This window comes from Streptomyces sp. NPDC005574, assembly GCF_040605435.1.
GTDB lineage: Bacteria > Actinomycetota > Actinomycetes > Streptomycetales > Streptomycetaceae > Streptomyces.
Genome location: NZ_JBEXCW010000011.1, coordinates 48,329 through 65,704 on the forward strand (window position 1 = coordinate 48,329; position 17,376 = coordinate 65,704).

Here is a 17,376-nt window from a genome sequence, read left to right on the forward strand (position 1 = left end):
CCTCAGTCCCGTACCGACGCCTTTGCCGGCAACTCCCGGCGTACCTCAGTCCCGTACCGACGCCTCTTCCGGCAACTCCCTTCGAACCTCGGGGCGTTCACGGGTGCGATTCGTCCACCAGGACGCGACGGGCTCCGTGTAACGCGCCGTCAGGGGGCCCAGGACGACCAGGATCAGGACGTACGCGGTCGCCAGCGGCCCCAGCGACGGTTCGACGCCCGCGCTCACCGCCAGCCCCGCGATCACGATCGAGAACTCGCCGCGCGCCACCAGGGCGCCGCCCGCGCGCCAGCGGCCCTTGACGGAGATGCCGGCGCGGCGGGCCGCCCAGTAGCCGGTGGCGATCTTCGTCCCGGCGGTGACGACGGCCAGTGCCAGAGCGGGCAGCAGCACGGGAGGGATGCTCGCTGGGTCGGTGTGCAGCCCGAAGAAGACGAAGAAGACCGCGGCGAACAGGTCGCGCAACGGGCTCAGCAGCGTGTGCGCCCCCTCCGCGACCTCCCCCGACAGCGCGATGCCCACCAGGAACGCGCCCACCGCGGCGGACACCTGCAACTGCTGCGCCACGCCCGCCACCAGGATCGTCAGGCCCAGCACGACGAGGAGCAGCTTCTCCGGGTCGTCGCTGGAGACGAACCGGGAGATCACCCGGCCGTAGCGGACGGCCACGAACAGGACCAGGCCGGCCGCGGCCAGCGCGATCGCCAGCGTCACGCTCCCCGCCATCAGTCCGGCCCCCGCGACCAGCGCCGTCACGATCGGCAGGTACACCGCCATCGCGAGGTCCTCCAGGACGAGGACGCTGAGGATGACCGGGGTCTCCCGGTTGCCGACCCGGCCCAGGTCTCCGAGGACCTTCGCGATCACGCCCGACGACGAGATCCAGGTGACGCCGGCGAGGACGACGGCCGCCACCGGGCCCCAGCCGAGCAGGAGGGCCGCCGCCGCGCCCGGCAGCGCGTTGAGGGCGCCGTCGACCAGGCCCGCCGGGTAGTGCGACTTGAGGTTGGTCACCAGGTCGCCGGCCGAGTACTCCAGGCCGAGCATCAGCAGCAGCAGGATGACGCCGATCTCGGCGCCGGTCGCGACGAACTCCTCACTCGCGCCCAGCGGCAGCAGCCCGCCCTCCCCGAAGGCCAGCCCCGCCAGCAGGTACAGGGGGATGGGCGACAGCCGGAACCGGGCGGCGAACCTGCCCAGCAGGCCGAGGCTGAGAATGATGGAACCGAACTCGATCAACAGGACCGCGGAATGCACCCGTTCACTCCCGCCCGAGTATCGACGCGGCCGCGTCGACGCCCTCGCGGGTGCCGATGACGATGAGCGTGTCCCCGCCCGCGAGCCGGAAGTCCGGCGCCGGGGAGGGGATCGCCTCGGCCCGCCGCAGCACCGCCACGATCGACGCGCCGGTCTCGGTGCGCATCCGGGTCTCGCCCAGCACCCGCCCGTTCCAGCGGGAGGCCGCGGCGACCGCGATCCGCTCCGCGACCAGCCCGAGGTCCGAGGTGTAGAGGAGGCTCGCGCTGTGGTGCGACGGCTTCAGCGCGTCGATCAGCGTGCCCGCCTCGGCGCCGGTCAGCCGCAGCGACTGGGCGCAGGAGTCGGGGTCGTCCGCCCGGTACACGCTCACCGTCCGTGCGCCGTCGCGGTGGGCCACCACCGACAGATGACGGTCCTCTCTGGTCACGAGGTCGTACTGGACCCCGATGCCGGGCAGCGGCGTCGCCCTCAGGCGTGGAGCGGACACGTTTCTTCTCCTGTTCGTCGGGGGGCTCGGTGAGCTCTCGGGCGGTCGCACGGTGAACTCACGGCCGGTCCCACGGTGAGCTCCCGGGCGCTAGCGCGGCGAGTGCTGGGTGCCGGCACGGTGGCCGCGCGGGGCCTTCGGGCGCCGCATCCGAATGCTGTCATCCGCCCGTACCGTGGCGACATGGGTGTTGTGACGGATATACGCGGCCGGCGGCGGGCGGCCAGTCTGGTCCCGGCGGGGTCGCGCGGTGAGGCAGGGAGGAACGTGTCGCTGTTCTGGCGGATCTTCTCGCTCAACGCCGCCGGCCTGGTGCTCGCCGCCGCGCTGCTGCTGGGCCCGGTCACCGTGTCGACGCCCGTCCTGCCGGCCGAGGCGCTGGTGGTGACCGCCGGCCTCGCGGTCCTGCTGGCCGGCAACGCGGTCGTGCTGCGGATCGGACTCGCACCCCTGCGGCGGCTGGGCGGGGCCATGGCCACCGCGGACCTGCTGCGCCCCGGGCCCCGCCCGGTCGTCGCCGGACCGGCGGAGGCCGCCGAGCTGATCGTGACGTTCAACACGATGCTCGACCGTCTGGAGGCGGAGCGTGCCGCCGGAGCGGCCCGCGCGCTGTCCGCCCAGGAGCGCGAACGCCACCGCATCGCCCGCGAACTGCACGACGAGGTCGGCCAGACCCTGACCGCCGTCCTCCTCCAGCTCAGCCGCGTCGCCGACCGGGCGCCCGGCGCACTGCGCGAGGAGGTCGGCCAGGCGCAGGAGGCCACCCGCGCGGGTCTCGACGAGATCCGCCGCATCGCCCGCCGGCTGCGTCCCGGCGTCCTGGACGAACTCGGCCTGGCCAGCGCCCTGCGCTCCCTCGCGAACGAGTTCACCGGGCACGGCCTGACGGTGCGCCACCACATCGCCGGCGGTCTGCCGCCCCTCAGCGAGGAGACGGAACTCGTGGTCTACCGGGTGGCCCAGGAAGGCCTCACCAACACGGCACGGCACGCCGGGGCCGACCGCGCCGAGGTCCGGCTGCGGTCGGTCGCCGACGGCGTCGAACTCCTCGTACGCGACAACGGCAAGGGCCTCGGCGGGATGCCGGAGGGCGCCGGGATCGGCGGGATGCGCGAACGGGCCCTGCTCATCGGCGCGGCCCTCGCCCTGGACCCCGCCCCCGGCGGGGGCACCGACCTGCGGCTGCGTCTGCCGGCCACCGCCCCCGGGGACCACTGATGGCGCCCGCACCCGGAGCACCGCGGGGGCCCGCGTCCGCCGCCGTGCCGGGACCTACGACGGGCCGCGCGTCCGGCGCCGGGACCGGCCACGTTCGGGGTTCTACGACGGGCCGCGCGTCCGGCGCCGGGACCGGCCACGTTCGGGGTTCTACGACGGGCCGCGCGTCCGGCGCCGGTACCGGCCCGGTGCCTGGTTCTACGACGGGCCGCGCGTCCGGCGCCGGTACCGGCCCGGTGCCTGGTTCTACGACGGGCCGCGCGTCCGGCGCCGGTACCGGCCCGACACCGGGATCTACGACAGGCCTCGCGTCCAGCCCCCGGCCTCGGCCCACGACAGGTGCCGCGGCCGGTGCCGCCACGCTCCGGTCCGTGTCCTGCTCGCCGACGACCACACGCTCGTACGCCGTGGCGTGCGGCTCATCCTGGAGAACGAGCCGGATCTCACGGTGGTCGCCGAGGCCGGGGACGGGGCGGAGGCCGTCGAGCGGGCCCGCGCGGGGGACGTGGACCTGGCCGTCCTGGACATCGCCATGCCCCGCTCGACCGGCCTCCAGGCGGCCCGTGAACTCTCCCGCCGCCTGCCCGGTCTGCGCATCCTGATCCTCACCATGTACGACAACGAGCAGTACTTCTTCGAGGCCCTGAAGGCCGGCGCGAGCGGATACGTCCTGAAGTCCGTCGCCGACCGCGACCTCGTCGAGGCATGCCGGGCCGCCATGCGCGACGAACCCTTCGTCTACCCGGGCGCCGAACGGGCCCTCGTCCGCTCCTACCTGGAACGCCTGCACCGCGGCGACGGCCTCCCGGCGCGGGCCGTCACCGAGCGCGAGGAGGAGATCCTCAAGCTCGTCGCCGAGGGTCACACCACCAAGGAGATCGCCGAACTCCTCTTCATCAGCGCCAAGACGGTCGAGCGCCACCGCGCCAACCTGCTGCACAAGCTGGGCATGCGCGACCGCCTGGAACTCACCCGCTACGCGATCCGCGCGGGCCTGATCGATCCCTGAGCCCCGGCGCGCTCCGGGGTCCGGAGCCCCCACCGGCACCGCCTACCCTTGTCACATGAGCAGCAACGACCGGAGTCAGGCAGTGGACGTCAAGACGTACGAAGTGCGCACCTACGGGTGCCAGATGAACGTCCACGATTCCGAGCGATTGTCCGGTCTGCTGGAGGACGCCGGCTACGTCCGCGCACCCGAGGGTGCCGACGGCGACGCCGACGTGGTCGTCTTCAACACCTGCGCGGTACGGGAGAACGCCGACAACCGGCTCTACGGCAACCTCGGCCGGCTGGCGCCGATGAAGACCAAGCGCCCCGGGATGCAGATCGCGGTCGGTGGCTGCCTCGCGCAGAAGGACCGCGACACCATCGTGAAGCGGGCGCCGTGGGTGGACGTCGTCTTCGGCACGCACAACATCGGCAAGCTGCCGGTGCTCCTGGAGCGCGCCCGCGTCCAGGAGGAGGCGCAGGTCGAGATCGCCGAATCGCTGGAGGCGTTCCCCTCGACCCTGCCGACGCGGCGCGAGAGCGCGTACGCGGCCTGGGTCTCCATCTCCGTCGGCTGCAACAACACCTGCACTTTCTGCATTGTCCCGGCGCTGCGCGGCAAGGAGAAGGACCGCCGTACCGGCGACATCCTGGCCGAGATCGAGGCGCTGGTCGGCGAGGGCGTCTCGGAGATCACGCTGCTCGGCCAGAACGTCAACGCGTACGGCTCCGACATCGGCGACCGCGAGGCGTTCAGCAAGCTGCTGCGGGCCTGCGGCAGGATCGAGGGGCTGGAGCGGGTCCGCTTCACCTCGCCGCACCCCCGCGACTTCACCGACGACGTGATCGCGGCCATGGCCGAGACCCCGAACGTGATGCCGCAGCTGCACATGCCGATGCAGTCGGGCTCCGACACCGTCCTGAAGGCGATGCGCCGCTCGTACCGCCAGGACCGCTACCTGGGGATCATCGAGAAGGTGCGCGCCGCCATCCCGCACGCCGCGATCACCACCGACATCATCGTGGGCTTCCCCGGCGAGACGGAGGAGGACTTCGAGCAGACCCTGCACGCGGTCCGCGAGGCCCGCTTCGCGCAGGCCTTCACCTTCCAGTACTCCAAGCGCCCCGGCACCCCGGCCGCCACCATGGACGGCCAGATCCCCAAGCAGACCGTCCAGGAGCGCTACGAGCGTCTGGTGGCCGTCCAGGAGGAGATCTCCTGGGACGAGAACAAGAAGCAGGTCGGCCGCACGCTGGAGCTGATGGTCGCCGAGGGCGAAGGCCGCAAGGACGGCGCCACCCACCGCCTCTCCGGCCGCGCCCCCGACAACCGCCTCGTCCACTTCACCAAGCCGGACGAGCAGGTCCGCCCCGGTGACGTCGTCACGGTCGAGATCACCTACGCCGCCCCGCACCACCTCCTCGCCGAGGGCCGGCCGCTGGGCGTGCGCCGCACGCGCGCGGGTGACGCCTGGGAGAAGCGGAACGCGGCCGCGGCCGCGAAGCCGGCGGGCGTCATGCTCGGCCTGCCGAAGATCGGCGCGCCCACACCGCTGCCGGTGGCGACGGGCAGCGGCTGCGGCTGCGACTGACCGGTCCGTGTGCCCCCGCCGTCCGGCGGGGGCGGTGAGGACTGAGCCGTCCACGGCCGGTCACATGTGAGCTGCCGTTCGTGCTTCGGCGGCCGCGACCTGTCGTGTCTGCCCCGTGCCGCGCACGGCCGGGCCGCCGGTACTACCCTGCCGATCATGCTTGTCGCCGCCGCAGTCTGCCCCTGCCCGCCGCTTCTCGTGCCCGCCGTCGCCGCGGGCGCCGCGTCCGAGCTGGACGCGGCGCGTGCCGCCTGCTCGGACGCGCTGGGCGTGCTCGCCGCCGCCCGGCCCGGCCTTCTGGTGGTCGTCGGACCCGCCGAGCTGAGCGGGCGCGGCACGCACCCGGCGGGGACGCGGGGCACCCTCCGCGGCTTCGGCGTGGACCTCGACGTACGGCTGGGCGCGGACGAGGCCGGCGCACGGCCCGCCGAGCAGCTCGAAGCCGACGGCACCACGCCCGGGCGGACGCTCCCCGCCTCGCTCGCCGTCGCGGCCTGGCTGCTGGAGCGGGCCGGGTGGGCGGACGCGCCGGTCGAGGGACTCGGGGTGGGCGAGCCTCTTGAGGCGGAGCGGTGCCTGCGGGCCGGGCGGGACCTCGCCGCGCGGGCCGACCGGGTCGCGCTGCTGGTGATGGGCGACGCCAGCGCCTGCCGGACGCTCAAGGCGCCGGGGTACCTCGACGAGCGGGCGGCACCCTTCGACGCGGAGATCGCGCGTGCGCTCGGCGCGGCGGACCTGGCGGCCCTCCGCGAGCTGGACGCAGGTCTGGCGTACGAGCTGAAGGCGTCGGGTCGGGCGCCGTGGCAGGTACTGGCGGGTGCGGCCGAGGGCGCGGACCTCGGCGGGACGCTGCTGTACGAGGACGCCCCGTACGGCGTGGGATACGTGGTCGCGGCCTGGTCGTAGGCGCGTACCGCCCCTCGCGGGATCGTCGGCGACGACGGCCGGAGGGCGGGGCCGGCGTCCGGGAGACGGCGGACGGCCGGGAACCGTGAGGCTCCGCGGCCGTCCGTCGATGGGCCGTGCTCCAGCGCCCTGTCGCGTCCCGTCCTGTCCCGTCCCGTTCCTTTCAGGACGCCGGCGGTGGTGGCGTGGACGTCGGTGGGGAGGCGGGCGGCGGCCCGGCGGCCGGAGGCGTGGTGCCTCCGCCCGGCTTCGAGGTGCCGTCCTTGTGCGCGAGCCGGTCCACGGCGCCCTTGGCCTTGCCGGTGCCCGACTCGATCGTGCCGCTGTACTTGCCCTTGGTCTTCTCGTCGACGACCTTCGCCGCCTTGTCGAGACCGTGGGCGATCCTGTCCCCGTGCTGTTGGGCGAGGTCGGAGACCTTGTCCCTGGCCGGGGCGAGCCTGGCCCTGAAATCGTCCAGCAGACCCATGTTCCGCCTTTCCACGCGGGAGTTACTTGGCGCGGGAGTTCTCCCCCGCCTCGCTGTCGGCCGCTTCACCGGCCGACTGCTGCTTGGGGATCTCGACGGCCTCCCCGCCGGCCTCGTCACCCTCCGGCGCCGGTTCCGCTGCCCCGGCCGGCTTCCCGGCCTCGGGGGTGGTCTCCTCGGCCGCCGTTGCCGACTCGGCCGAAGCCTCGACGGCCTGCGCGTCCTCCGTGCTCTTCGACCTGCGGATAAGTCGTGCGAAAACGCCCATGTCGACTCCATACGCTACTCGTGCGGGCGAAATCCCGCGTCGTCCGGTGCGCCCGAATGCGCCACCTGGATCGCCGCCCCTGTGAACCGGCGGCATGAACCTCGGAACTGGCAACGACCCCGGACGCGCGCCGTCACGTAACCCGTTCGAGACCAGCGGGTGAGGTTTGCGAGACTGGGGCCGTGAGCAGCGCACCCCCCGCCCCCCGCGTCATCGCCGTCGTCGGACCGACCGCGGCCGGAAAGTCCGATCTGGGCGTCTTTCTGGCCCAGCGGCTCGGCGGAGAGGTCGTCAACGCCGACTCCATGCAGCTCTACCGAGGGATGGACATCGGCACCGCCAAGCTGACGCCCGACGAGCGCGGCGGCGTCCCGCACCATCTCCTGGACATCTGGGACGTGTCCGTCACGGCCTCCGTCGCCGAGTACCAGCGGCTCGCCCGGGAGCGGATCGACGCACTGCTCGGCGAGGGCCGCTGGCCGATCCTCGTCGGCGGCTCCGGGCTGTACGTCCGCGGGGCGGTCGACAACCTGGAGTTCCCCGGCACCGACCCCGAGATCAGGGGCCGTCTGGAGGAGGAGCTCACCCTGCGCGGCTCCGGAGCGCTGCACGCCCGCCTCGCCGCCGCCGACCCGGAGGCGGCGCGGGCCATCCTGCCGAGCAACGGCCGCCGTATCGTCCGGGCCCTGGAGGTCATCGAGATCACCGGCAAGCCCTTCACCGCCAACCTCCCCGGCCACGACTCCGTCTACGACACCCTGCAGATCGGCGTCGACGTGACCCGGCCCGAACTCGACGAGCGCATCGCGCGCCGGGTCGACCGGATGTGGGAAGCCGGACTCGTGGACGAGGTGAGCGCACTCGCGGCGCAGGGGTTGCGCGAGGGGCGTACGGCGTCGCGCGCGCTCGGCTACCAGCAGGTGCTCGCGGCGCTCGCGGGGGAGTGCGGTCTGGAGGACGCGCGGGCCGAGACCGTGCGGGCCACCAAACGCTTCGCGCGCCGCCAGGATTCGTGGTTCAGGCGCGATCCGCGGGTGCATTGGTTGAGTGGGGCTGCGGCGGATCTCACAGAACTTCCTCAGCTCGCGCTGACGTTGGTCGAGCGACCGGTCACAGCCTGATCACGTCATGGCATCGGGACGCTCAGGCCGTCATCCGGCCCTCCGGTGCCGTGCCATCATCGAGCTTCGATCGACCAGGTGGAGTCCAAGTTGGGAGGGCGCGTGGCGATGGAGGCCGGCCCTCGCGACACCGCAGAAGGCACCGGGCGTCTCACCACCGACAGTGGTGCGGCCGAGCAGGACGACGACCGACTGAGCCCCGACGGGCCCGACGACACCCAGGGCGGTGTGACCGCCGACGGTCCCGAGCCCGAGGAGATGTTCGCGGGCGGCCCCGAGGTGGAGGTCGAACTGCGTCCGCAGCGCCGACTGCGCATCTGGCAGCTCGCGCCCATCGTGGCCCTCGCCGCGGTCGGCTCCCTGATGTTCGCCTTCCCGCTCGCCTTCGACTTCGGCGACAGCGGGGCCGTGATCGCCATGCTGGGGCTGCTGATCTGCTCGTGCGCGGCCGGCTGGGGCATGACGGCCGCCCGCCGCGTGGGCCACACCTGGCCCGGCCTGCCGCAGCGCGGCTCCGGCCGGCGCGCGGACTGGCGCATCGCGGGCGCGTACGCCCTGCTGGTCGCCGCGGCGGTCGTCCTCGCCGTCTGGCGAGTGGCCCGCCTGCGCTGACGCGCCGGCCACCCGCGCTGACGCGCCGGCCACCCGCGCTGACGCGCCGGCCACCCGCGCTGACGCGCCGGCCACCCGCGCTGACGCGCCGGCCACCCGCTGACGTTCTCCATCCGCGCTGAGGCGCTTGCCGCCCGCTCCCTGCCCCGCCTGCGTGCGCGCCCCCACCGCCCGCCTGTGCAGAGGCCTCTCCGCCCCTCCCGTGGCCCACCCGCACCCGTCCAGCCGCGCACCCGCCCACCCTCGCTCGCCGTCCGCCCCGTCGTCCTCACGCCGTACGATCGAGGAATGAGCACGCGGATCGCCTTCCTCAAGGGTCACGGCACGGAGAACGACTTCGTGATCGTGCCGGACCCGGACAACGCCATCGCTCTTCCGCCCGTGACCGTCGCCGCCCTGTGCGACCGGCGCGCGGGCATCGGCGGTGACGGACTGCTGCACGTGGTGCGGTCCGCGGCCCACCCCGAGGCCGCGCACCTGGCGGCCGAGGCGGAGTGGTTCATGGACTACCGCAACGGCGACGGTTCGATCGCGGAGATGTGCGGCAACGGCGTGCGGGTGTTCGCGCGCTACCTCCAGCGCGCCGGCCACGCCGGTGAGGGCGACCTCGCGGTGGCCACGCGCGGCGGTGTGAAGCGGGTGCACATCGCGAAGGCCACGCCGGGCAGCGGCTCCGCCGACGGGGACGTCACCGTCGGCATGGGCAGGGCGCGCCTGCCCGAGGGGGACGTCACCGTGAGCGTCGGCGAGCGCAGCTGGCCCGCGCACAACGTGAACATGGGCAATCCGCACGCGGTCGCCTTCGTCGCCGACCTCTCCCACGCCGGCGACCTGTACTCCCCGCCGCCGGTCGGTCCCGCGTCCGCCTACCCGGACGGGGTGAACGTCGAGTTCGTCGTCGACCGCGGTCCCCGGCACGTCGCCCTGCGCGTGCACGAGCGCGGCTCCGGCGAGACCCGCTCCTGCGGCACCGGCGCGTGCGCCGTGGCCGTGGCCACGGCCCGCAGGGACGGCGCCGACCCGGCGGTCACGGGCATCCCGGCGACCTACACCGTCGACGTGCCCGGCGGCACCCTGGTGATCACCGAACGGCCGGACGGGGAGATCGAGATGACCGGTCCCGCGGTGATCTTCGCCGAGGGCGAGATCGACACGGCCTGGCTCGACGCCGTCACACGCTGAGGTGATCACCTGTCACACACCGTGAAACCGTAAACCTGGAAACGGTCGCTCGAATGGGTGATCCGTTTCACGCTCGGCGGGAGGCGGTCAGTCGCACGTGGTGGGCTCGGTAGCATCAAGCACCGGCCCGGACGGGGGACCGATGCCAGCCCTGGAGCCGTGTCCGCCCTGGGGCACCCCGTCCGCCGGTCGACGCAGCCGGAGGTGCCCATGAGTGCGGAGGCCACAAATCCTGCGAGCACAGGCCCTGTCGCCCCGACAGTGCCCCGCAGGAAGGCCCGCCCCCGGATCGACCTGCGCCGTCTGGGCCGGGCCGCGCTGCTCGGCCCCGCCGCCCGCGACCGGCTGCCCGACGCCATCGGCCACGTCGCCGAGGCGCACCGCGCCCACTATCCGGAAGCGGACCTGGAGCCCCTGCGCCGGGCCTACGTGCTGGCCGAGTCCTCGCACCGCGGCCAGATGCGCAAGAGCGGTGAGCCGTACATCACACACCCGCTCGCCGTGACCCTCATCCTCGCCGAACTCGGCGCCGAGACAACGACTCTGACGGCCTCTCTGCTCCACGACACGGTGGAGGACACCGATGTGACGCTGGATCAGGTCGGCGAGGAGTTCGGCGCCGAGGTCCGCTACATCGTCGACGGCGTCACCAAGCTGGAGAAGGTCGACTACGGCGCCGCCGCCGAGCCCGAGACCTTCCGCAAGATGCTCGTCGCCACCGGCAACGACGTCCGCGTGATGTCGATCAAACTCGCCGACCGGCTGCACAACATGCGCACCCTCGGGGTGATGCGCCCCGAGAAGCAGGAGCGGATCGCCAAGGTCACCCGGGACGTCCTGATCCCGCTCGCCGAACGACTCGGTGTGCAGGCGCTCAAGACCGAACTGGAGGACCTGGTCTTCGCGATCCTGCTGCCCGAGGAGTACGCCCACACACGGGAGTTGATCGTCGGCAACTCCGCGCGCCCCGACGACCCGCTCGCCGAGGTCTCCGACGAGGTGCGCGGTGTCCTGCGGGACGCCGACATCCAGGCCGAAGTCCTCATCCGGCCACGTCACTTCGTCTCCGTGCACCGGGTGGAACGCAAGCGCGGACAGCTGCGCGGCTCCGACTTCGGCCGGGTGCTGGTCCTGGTGAACGAGGACGCGGACTGCTACGGCGTGCTCGGCGAACTGCACACCTGTCTGACGCCCGTGGTCTCGGAGTTCAAGGACTTCATCGCCGTCCCCAAGTACAACCTGTACCAGTCGCTGCACACCGCGGTGGCCCGTGCCGACGGCCAGGTCGTCGAAGTCCTCATCCGCACCCACCAGATGCACAAGGTCGCGGAGGCCGGGGTCATCGCGCTCGGCAACCCCTACGCCCCCTCCCCGGAGGACCAGTCCGCGACCGACGACGAGCGCGTCGACCCCACCCGCCCCGGCTGGCTGTCCCGGCTCCTGGACTGGCAGGAGGCCGCGCCCGACCCGGACACCTTCTGGTCCACCCTGCGCGAGGACCTCGCCCAGGACCGGGAGATCACCGTGTACCGGCCCGACGGCGGGCGGCTGGGCCTGCCGGAGGGCGCGACCTGCGTGGACGCCGCGTACGCGCAGTACGGCGAGGACGCCCACGCGTGCATCGGCGCCCGGGTCAACGGCCGCCTCGCGACCCTCAGCACCGTGTTGAAGGACGGGGACACCGTCCAGCTGCTCATGGGCCAGGATCCCGCCTCCGAGCCGTCCAGGGAGTGGCTGGAGCACGCGCACACCCCGGGCGCCCGGATCGCCATCCAGCGCTGGCTCACCACGCATCCGGCGGCCGCCGAGGCGCAGGCCGCGGCCACCTCCGCGGTGCCGGGCGAGGCGCCGCCCCGGCCCGTCGCCGACGGACCCCTCGCCCCCTCCGGGTCCGCGAACGCCGTGGTCGACCAGCCCGGCGCGAGCGCGCGACTGGCCGGCTGCTGCACGCCCGTACCGCCCGACGAGGTCACCGGGTTCTCCGTGCGCGGCGGCGCGGTGACCGTCCACCGCCTCGAATGTCCCGGAGTGGAGCGTATGAAGAGCGCGGGGCGTGCGGAGGTCGGGGTGCGCTGGGGTGACACCACCGCGTGTCGGGTGACCCTGTTCGCTGAATCGTTCGGCCGCCCCCATCTCCTCGCGGACCTCACCGAGGCGATGGCCCACGAGGGCGCCGAGATCGTCTCGGCGACCGTGGAGCCCCCGAGCAGGCAACGTGTACGCCACACGTACACCGTCCAGATCCCGGACGCGGCAGCCCTCCCCGCCCTCATGCGGGCGATGCGCGACGTGCCGGGCGTGTACGACGTCAGCCGGGCCCAGACCCAGCTGGAGACACCGGACGACTGAGCACGCCCGCCCGCGGCCGCGGGCGCGCGCCGTCTCGCGGAGAACCGTCCCGCGCGCCGCCCCGCCGACGGCCCCACCGGTCGCCGTCGCCCATGACCCACCCGTTCGGGTGGGCCGGGCGCGCGTCGCCGCCGTAGCGCACGCGCGCGCTGGTAGCGGTGGTCCATGCTGCTCACCCCCCGCACCCGGGTCCGCCGCCCCCGACGGTCCAAGGCGGCCGCATTGCTCGTGTCGGCCGTCTCGGTCTGCCTCCTCGCCGCGAGCGCCCCCGCCGTGCCGCTCGGCGTCGGCGACCGGCTCTTCCCGCTCCTGGGCAACCCGGGCTACGACGTCGCCTCCTACGACCTCGACTTCACCTACTCCGGCGCCAACGACAAGCCCCTGCGGGCCGTCACCACGATCAACGCCTGGACGACCACCTCGCTGGACCGCGTCAACCTCGACTTCGCGCACGGGGACGTCGAGTCGGTCGAGGTCGACGGAGCGCCCGCCACGTTCGCCGGCGCGGGCGAGGACCTCGTCGTCACCCCCCGGAAGCCGCTGCCCCGGGGCACCTGGACGCGGATCACGGTCCGGCACACCAGCGACCCCGTCACCGCCGACGACCGCGACGGCGGCTGGGTGCGGACGGCGGACGGCCTCGCCATGGCCAACCAGGCCGACGTCGCCCACCTCGTGTTCCCCTGCAACGACCACCCCTCCGACAAGGCGATGTTCACCATCCGGATCACCGCTCCCGAGGGCTACACCGCGGTCGCCAACGGACTGCCGACCGGCGTGCACCGGGCCGGCCGGACGACGACGTGGACGTACCGCACCGAGCACCCCATGGCCACCGAACTCGCCCAGGTGTCCATCGGCCGCTCCGCCGTCGTGCACCGCACCGGCCCGCACCATCTGCCCATGCGGGATGTCGTGCCCGCCAAGGACCGGGGCGCGCTCGAACCCTGGCTGGCGAAGACCCCCGACCAGATCGCCTGGATGGAGAGCAAGGTCGGGCCCTACCCGTTCGAGACGTACGGCGTGCTCATGGCCGAGGCGGCCACGGGTTTCGAGCTGGAGACGCAGACGCTCTCCCTCTTCGAGAAGGACCTGTTCACCGAGCCCGCCTACCCCAAGTGGTACGTCGAGTCGATCATGGTGCACGAGCTGTCCCACCAGTGGTTCGGCGACAGCGTCAGCCCGCGCACCTGGTCCGACCTGTGGCTCAACGAGGGCCACGCCACCTGGTACGAGGCCCTCTACGCGCAGGAGAAGGCGAACCGGCCGATGGCGGCGCGGATGAAGGCGGCGTACGGCGTCTCCGACCGCTGGCGCGCGGCCGGCGGACCACCGGCCGCACCCAAGGCGCCCAAGCCCGGCCAGAAGATCAGCATCTTCCGGCCGAACGTCTACGACGGCGCCGCCCTCGCCCTGTACGCCCTGCGCCAGGAGATCGGCGGGCCCGCCTTCGAGCACCTGGAACGCGCCTGGGTGAGCGGCCACCGCGACGGCGTCGCGACCACCGCCGACTTCGTACGGCTCGCCTCCCAGGTCTCCGGCCGCGACCTCGGGGACTTCCTCCAGGCGTGGCTGTACGGCGAGAAGACCCCGCCGATGCCCGGTCACCCGGACTGGAAGCCGGCCGCTCCGTGACGGCGGCGCCGCCGGGCCCGCCGCCCGCAGGGCGTCCGGGACCCCGGCCGGCGGCGTCACCGGCGGTGAATAAGGCGATGACGGGACCGACCGCCCCGTGCGACCATCGTCGGGCCGGCGCGGCACGGGACACGGGAATCTCCCGGGGTACCCGTACGTTGACAACAGTGGCGGGCCAGGTCGGAAACCCGGCCTCCGCCGCGTGCCGGTCGCGGCACACCATCCCCGACGACGTAAGGACCCAATGACCTCCTCTTCATCCCCTTCCCAGGACAGTCAGCGCCTCGCGCACGCCTACCCCGACGGTCTTCGGGCCGATGCCCTGATGGAAGAGGACGTCGCCTGGAGCCACGAGATCGACGGAGAGCGGGACGGCGACCAGTTCGACCGCTCCGACCGCGCGGCGCTCCGCCGCGTCGCTGGCCTCTCCACCGAACTCGAGGACGTCACCGAGGTCGAGTACCGCCAGCTCCGCCTGGAGCGGGTCGTGCTCGTCGGCGTCTGGACCTCGGGGACCGTGCAGGACGCGGAGAACTCCCTCGCGGAGCTCGCCGCCCTCGCGGAGACCGCCGGCGCGGTCGTGCTCGACGGCGTGACGCAGCGCCGCGACAAGCCCGACGCCGCCACCTTCATCGGTTCCGGCAAGGCCAACGAACTGCGGGACATCGTCATCGAGTCGGGCGCGGACACCGTCATCTGTGACGGTGAGCTCAGCCCCGGCCAGCTCATCCACCTCGAAGACGTCGTCAAGGTCAAGGTCATCGACCGTACGGCCCTGATCCTGGACATCTTCGCCCAGCACGCCAAGTCCCGCGAGGGCAAGGCGCAGGTCGCGCTCGCGCAGATGCAGTACATGCTGCCGAGGCTGCGAGGCTGGGGTCAGTCGCTGTCCCGTCAGATGGGCGGCGGCAAGGGCGGCGGTCTCGCCACCCGTGGCCCCGGTGAGACGAAGATCGAGACGGACCGGCGCCGCATCCGCGAGAAGATGGCGAAGATGCGCCGGGAGATCGCGGAGATGAAGACCGGCCGCGAGATCAAGCGCCAGGAACGCCGGCGCCACAAGGTGCCGTCCGTCGCCATCGCGGGCTACACCAACGCCGGCAAGTCCTCGCTGCTCAACCGCCTCACCGGCGCGGGCGTCCTGGTCGAGAACGCCCTGTTCGCGACCCTCGACCCGACCGTGCGCCGGGCCGAGACCCCGAGCGGACGGCTGTACACGCTGACCGACACGGTCGGTTTTGTACGGCATCTGCCGCACCACCTGGTCGAGGCGTTCCGCTCCACCATGGAGGAGGTCGGTGACGCCGACCTGATCATCCACGTGGTGGACGGCTCGCACCCCGTCCCGGAGGAGCAGCTCGCCGCCGTGCGCGAGGTGATCCGGGACGTCGGCGCCACCGCCGTGCCCGAGATCGTCGTGATCAACAAGGCGGACGCGGCCGACCCGCTGACGCTGCAGCGGCTGCTGCGGGTCGAGAAGCGGTCGATCGCGGTGTCGGCCCGCACCGGACTCGGCATCACCGAGCTGCTCGCGCTGATCGACAACGAGCTGCCGCGGCCCTCGGTCGAGATCGAGGCGCTCGTGCCGTACACCCACGGCAAGCTCGTCGCCCGTGCCCACACCGAGGGCGAGGTGATCTCCGAGGAGCACACCCCGGAGGGCACCCTGCTCAAGGCGCGGGTGCACGAGGAGCTGGCGGCGGATCTCGCGCCGTACGTCCCCGCGCCGCTCGGCTGAGTCGCGCCCGGGAGGCCGTCCCGGGAGAGTCCGAAGGCCCGCCCCCTGCCTGACGCAGGAGGTGGGCCTTCGCCGTGCGTGCGCGGTGCCGGCCGCCGACGACGTCAGCGAGGTACTGGGCCACCGAGGCCACGAGGGGTTACCGGCCGGCGAACTTCCTGCTCACCGAGTCGTACACGCCCTTGGCCACGTCACCCAGCCGCGGTCCGGCCAGCCAGCCCGAAGTCACCGGGCCGATCGAGGTGTTGGAGACCAGCGCGGGTTCGCCGTTCGAGCCCGCGGCGACCCAGCCGCCGCCGGACGCTCCGCCGGTCATACTGCATCCGATGCGGTACATCGTCGGGGCCGACGCGTTGATCGACAGCCGTCCCGGCCGGTCCGCGCACTGGTACAGCTTCTGCCCGTCGTAGGGCGCCGCCGCCGGGTAGCCGGTGGCCGTGATGCTCGCGACCTTCGGCACGGCCGGAGCGTCGAAGTTCACCGGCAGTGCCGAACCCACCGTCTCCTCCAGCGACTTGCCGTCACTGCCCTCCTCCGGTGTCACGTGAATGACCGCGAAGTCGTACGGTGCGCCGTCGCCGCCGGTCGCACCGCCCTGCTCGATCCACTGCTGCGAGGTCCGCGCCCAGTCGCCCCACCACACGCCGTAGGGAGCGACCTTCTCCTTGGGGGCGTTCTGCAACTGCGCCGCCGTGTCACCCGCGTTGTTGTACGAGGGGACGAACGCGATGTTGCGGTACCAGCCGCCCTTCTTGCCGGCGTGGACGCAGTGGCCCGCCGTCCACACCAGGTTGGACTTGCCGGGGTGGGCCGGGTCCCGCACGACCGTCGCCGAGCAGACCATCGTGCCCTCGGGGGAGTCGAAGAACACCTTGCCCGCCTCGGCGGCGTTGGCGTGGTAGGCGGGCGGCACGGACTTCGCCTCCACCGACGCCGGCGTCGGGTCCGTCACGCCCTGGTCGTCGGCGAGGTCGCCGGGGTCGACCACCTTGTCCGGATCGTCGGCCCCGCGCATGCGGTTCGAGTCCCACAGGCCCTTGATGATCGGGTTGATGTAGTCCTGGGCCTCGCGCAGCCAGTCGTCCCGGTTCCAGTTCTTCCAGGCGCCTTTCTTCCACTTGTCGACGTCGATCCCGTGCTCTTTGAGCTTCTGCCTGATGTCGTCGGGGATCTTGATCTTGCCGTCGCCGTTCGAGGTGGCGGACGCGGAGGCCTGGCCGTCGGCCTGCGGGTCGCCCGAGTCGCAGGCGGTGGCCGTGAGCGCGAGCGCCGAGGCGAGCGCGACGGTGGCGAGCACGGGGGAGGTTCGGCGGCGCGCACGTTCTCCGCGCGTCTCCTCCCGAGCGGTGAACGACGGCCGTATGAATCGCATGGTCTGACTCCCCCTGAGGTGCCTTGACGTGCCTGGTCGTGCCTGGGTGTGCGGTGACGTGCCTGGTGTGCTCGGGTGGGCCCGGCCGCGTCCCGGGTGTGAACGCGGTTGCGGTCGGGTGCCGTTGCGTGTCGGGGCGGGCGCCGCCGTCCGGGCGCGTACCCGGAACGGCACCAC

At 73.0% G+C, this 17,376-nt stretch carries 15 protein-coding genes; 10 read left to right on the top strand and 5 right to left on the bottom strand.

Annotated features, from left to right (window positions below; translation table 11 throughout):
• Positions 1-45: 45 nt before the first annotated feature.
• Together ABZT03_RS10565 and ABZT03_RS10570 are read right to left on the bottom strand one after the other, a co-directional pair.
• On the bottom strand, positions 46-1,257 hold the full coding sequence (locus ABZT03_RS10565) for a cation:proton antiporter (RefSeq protein WP_356036414.1): 1,212 nt from the start codon (positions 1,255-1,257) through the stop codon (positions 46-48).
• A 4-nt stretch (positions 1,258-1,261) separates the two neighbouring features.
• Complete coding sequence (locus ABZT03_RS10570; RefSeq protein ID WP_356036417.1) at positions 1,262-1,747, bottom strand: TrkA C-terminal domain-containing protein; 486 nt, start codon at positions 1,745-1,747, stop codon at positions 1,262-1,264.
• Positions 1,748-1,930: 183 nt separating this feature from the next.
• Here ABZT03_RS10570 and ABZT03_RS10575 point away from each other — a divergent pair, with 183 nt between their 5' ends.
• The 4 genes from ABZT03_RS10575 to ABZT03_RS10590 all read left to right on the top strand — a co-directional run bounded on the left by ABZT03_RS10575 (position 1,931) and on the right by ABZT03_RS10590 (position 6,453).
• Positions 1,931-2,965: a sensor histidine kinase gene (locus ABZT03_RS10575; RefSeq protein WP_356036419.1), complete on the top strand. Its 1,035-nt coding sequence runs from the start codon at positions 1,931-1,933 to the stop codon at positions 2,963-2,965.
• A gap of 376 nt (positions 2,966-3,341) precedes the next feature.
• Positions 3,342-3,974 (top strand): response regulator transcription factor, encoded by a 633-nt coding sequence (locus ABZT03_RS10580; protein WP_356036640.1) that lies wholly within the window; start codon positions 3,342-3,344, stop codon positions 3,972-3,974.
• 55 nt (positions 3,975-4,029) lie between these two features.
• Complete coding sequence (gene miaB, locus ABZT03_RS10585) at positions 4,030-5,547, top strand: tRNA (N6-isopentenyl adenosine(37)-C2)-methylthiotransferase MiaB (RefSeq protein WP_356036422.1); 1,518 nt, start codon at positions 4,030-4,032, stop codon at positions 5,545-5,547.
• A 156-nt stretch (positions 5,548-5,703) separates the two neighbouring features.
• Positions 5,704-6,453, top strand: a complete 750-nt coding sequence (locus ABZT03_RS10590) for a class III extradiol dioxygenase subunit B-like domain-containing protein (RefSeq protein WP_356036424.1) — start codon at positions 5,704-5,706, stop codon at positions 6,451-6,453.
• 163 nt (positions 6,454-6,616) lie between these two features.
• Here the strand turns inward: ABZT03_RS10590 and ABZT03_RS10595 are convergent, their stop codons facing one another.
• Positions 6,617-6,922 carry an antitoxin gene (locus ABZT03_RS10595; RefSeq protein WP_356036427.1) on the bottom strand — a complete coding sequence of 102 codons (306 nt, stop codon included), beginning with the start codon at positions 6,920-6,922 and terminating at the stop codon, positions 6,617-6,619.
• Between the two features lie 22 nt (positions 6,923-6,944).
• Positions 6,945-7,190 (bottom strand): hypothetical protein, encoded by a 246-nt coding sequence (locus ABZT03_RS10600; protein WP_356036430.1) that lies wholly within the window; start codon positions 7,188-7,190, stop codon positions 6,945-6,947.
• 182 nt (positions 7,191-7,372) lie between these two features.
• Between ABZT03_RS10600 and miaA the strand changes: the two genes are divergently transcribed.
• The 6 genes from miaA to hflX all read left to right on the top strand — a co-directional run bounded on the left by miaA (position 7,373) and on the right by hflX (position 15,827).
• On the top strand, positions 7,373-8,311 hold the full coding sequence (miaA, locus tag ABZT03_RS10605; protein WP_356036433.1) for a tRNA (adenosine(37)-N6)-dimethylallyltransferase MiaA: 939 nt from the start codon (positions 7,373-7,375) through the stop codon (positions 8,309-8,311).
• Positions 8,312-8,419: 108 nt separating this feature from the next.
• On the top strand, positions 8,420-8,923 hold the full coding sequence (locus tag ABZT03_RS10610; RefSeq protein WP_356036643.1) for a hypothetical protein: 504 nt from the start codon (positions 8,420-8,422) through the stop codon (positions 8,921-8,923).
• Between the two features lie 288 nt (positions 8,924-9,211).
• The gene (dapF, locus tag ABZT03_RS10615; RefSeq protein WP_356036436.1) at positions 9,212-10,105 is read left to right on the top strand and encodes a diaminopimelate epimerase; all 894 of its coding nucleotides are present in this window, start codon (positions 9,212-9,214) and stop codon (positions 10,103-10,105) included.
• 210 nt (positions 10,106-10,315) lie between these two features.
• Positions 10,316-12,454, top strand: a complete 2,139-nt coding sequence (locus ABZT03_RS10620; protein ID WP_356036438.1) for an HD domain-containing protein — start codon at positions 10,316-10,318, stop codon at positions 12,452-12,454.
• Positions 12,455-12,619: 165 nt separating this feature from the next.
• A complete protein-coding gene (locus ABZT03_RS10625) occupies positions 12,620-14,089 on the top strand; it encodes a M1 family metallopeptidase (RefSeq protein ID WP_356036441.1) in 1,470 nt (489 codons plus the stop codon).
• A gap of 244 nt (positions 14,090-14,333) precedes the next feature.
• Positions 14,334-15,827, top strand: coding sequence for a GTPase HflX (gene hflX, locus ABZT03_RS10630; protein ID WP_356036444.1), 1,494 nt, complete (start codon positions 14,334-14,336; stop codon positions 15,825-15,827).
• 139 nt (positions 15,828-15,966) lie between these two features.
• Here the strand turns inward: hflX and ABZT03_RS10635 are convergent, their stop codons facing one another.
• Positions 15,967-17,199 carry a hypothetical protein gene (locus tag ABZT03_RS10635; RefSeq protein ID WP_356036446.1) on the bottom strand — a complete coding sequence of 411 codons (1,233 nt, stop codon included), beginning with the start codon at positions 17,197-17,199 and terminating at the stop codon, positions 15,967-15,969.
• Positions 17,200-17,376: the final 177 nt, after the last annotated feature.

Excerpts from the sequence above, each read along its gene's own strand:
- ABZT03_RS10575 (WP_356036419.1), top strand. The coding sequence starts at position 1,931 with ATGGGTGTTGTGACGGATATACGCGGCCGGCGGCGGGCGGCCAGTCTG.
- miaB (WP_356036422.1), top strand. The coding sequence starts at position 4,030 with ATGAGCAGCAACGACCGGAGTCAGGCAGTGGACGTCAAGACGTACGAA.
- ABZT03_RS10590 (WP_356036424.1), top strand. The coding sequence starts at position 5,704 with ATGCTTGTCGCCGCCGCAGTCTGCCCCTGCCCGCCGCTTCTCGTGCCC.
- ABZT03_RS10595 (WP_356036427.1), bottom strand. The coding sequence starts at position 6,922 with ATGGGTCTGCTGGACGATTTCAGGGCCAGGCTCGCCCCGGCCAGGGAC.
- ABZT03_RS10600 (WP_356036430.1), bottom strand. The coding sequence starts at position 7,190 with ATGGGCGTTTTCGCACGACTTATCCGCAGGTCGAAGAGCACGGAGGAC.
- ABZT03_RS10610 (WP_356036643.1), top strand. The coding sequence starts at position 8,420 with ATGGAGGCCGGCCCTCGCGACACCGCAGAAGGCACCGGGCGTCTCACC.
- dapF (WP_356036436.1), top strand. The coding sequence starts at position 9,212 with ATGAGCACGCGGATCGCCTTCCTCAAGGGTCACGGCACGGAGAACGAC.
- ABZT03_RS10620 (WP_356036438.1), top strand. The coding sequence starts at position 10,316 with ATGAGTGCGGAGGCCACAAATCCTGCGAGCACAGGCCCTGTCGCCCCG.
- ABZT03_RS10625 (WP_356036441.1), top strand. The coding sequence starts at position 12,620 with ATGCTGCTCACCCCCCGCACCCGGGTCCGCCGCCCCCGACGGTCCAAG.
- hflX (WP_356036444.1), top strand. The coding sequence starts at position 14,334 with ATGACCTCCTCTTCATCCCCTTCCCAGGACAGTCAGCGCCTCGCGCAC.
- ABZT03_RS10635 (WP_356036446.1), bottom strand. The coding sequence starts at position 17,199 with ATGCGATTCATACGGCCGTCGTTCACCGCTCGGGAGGAGACGCGCGGA.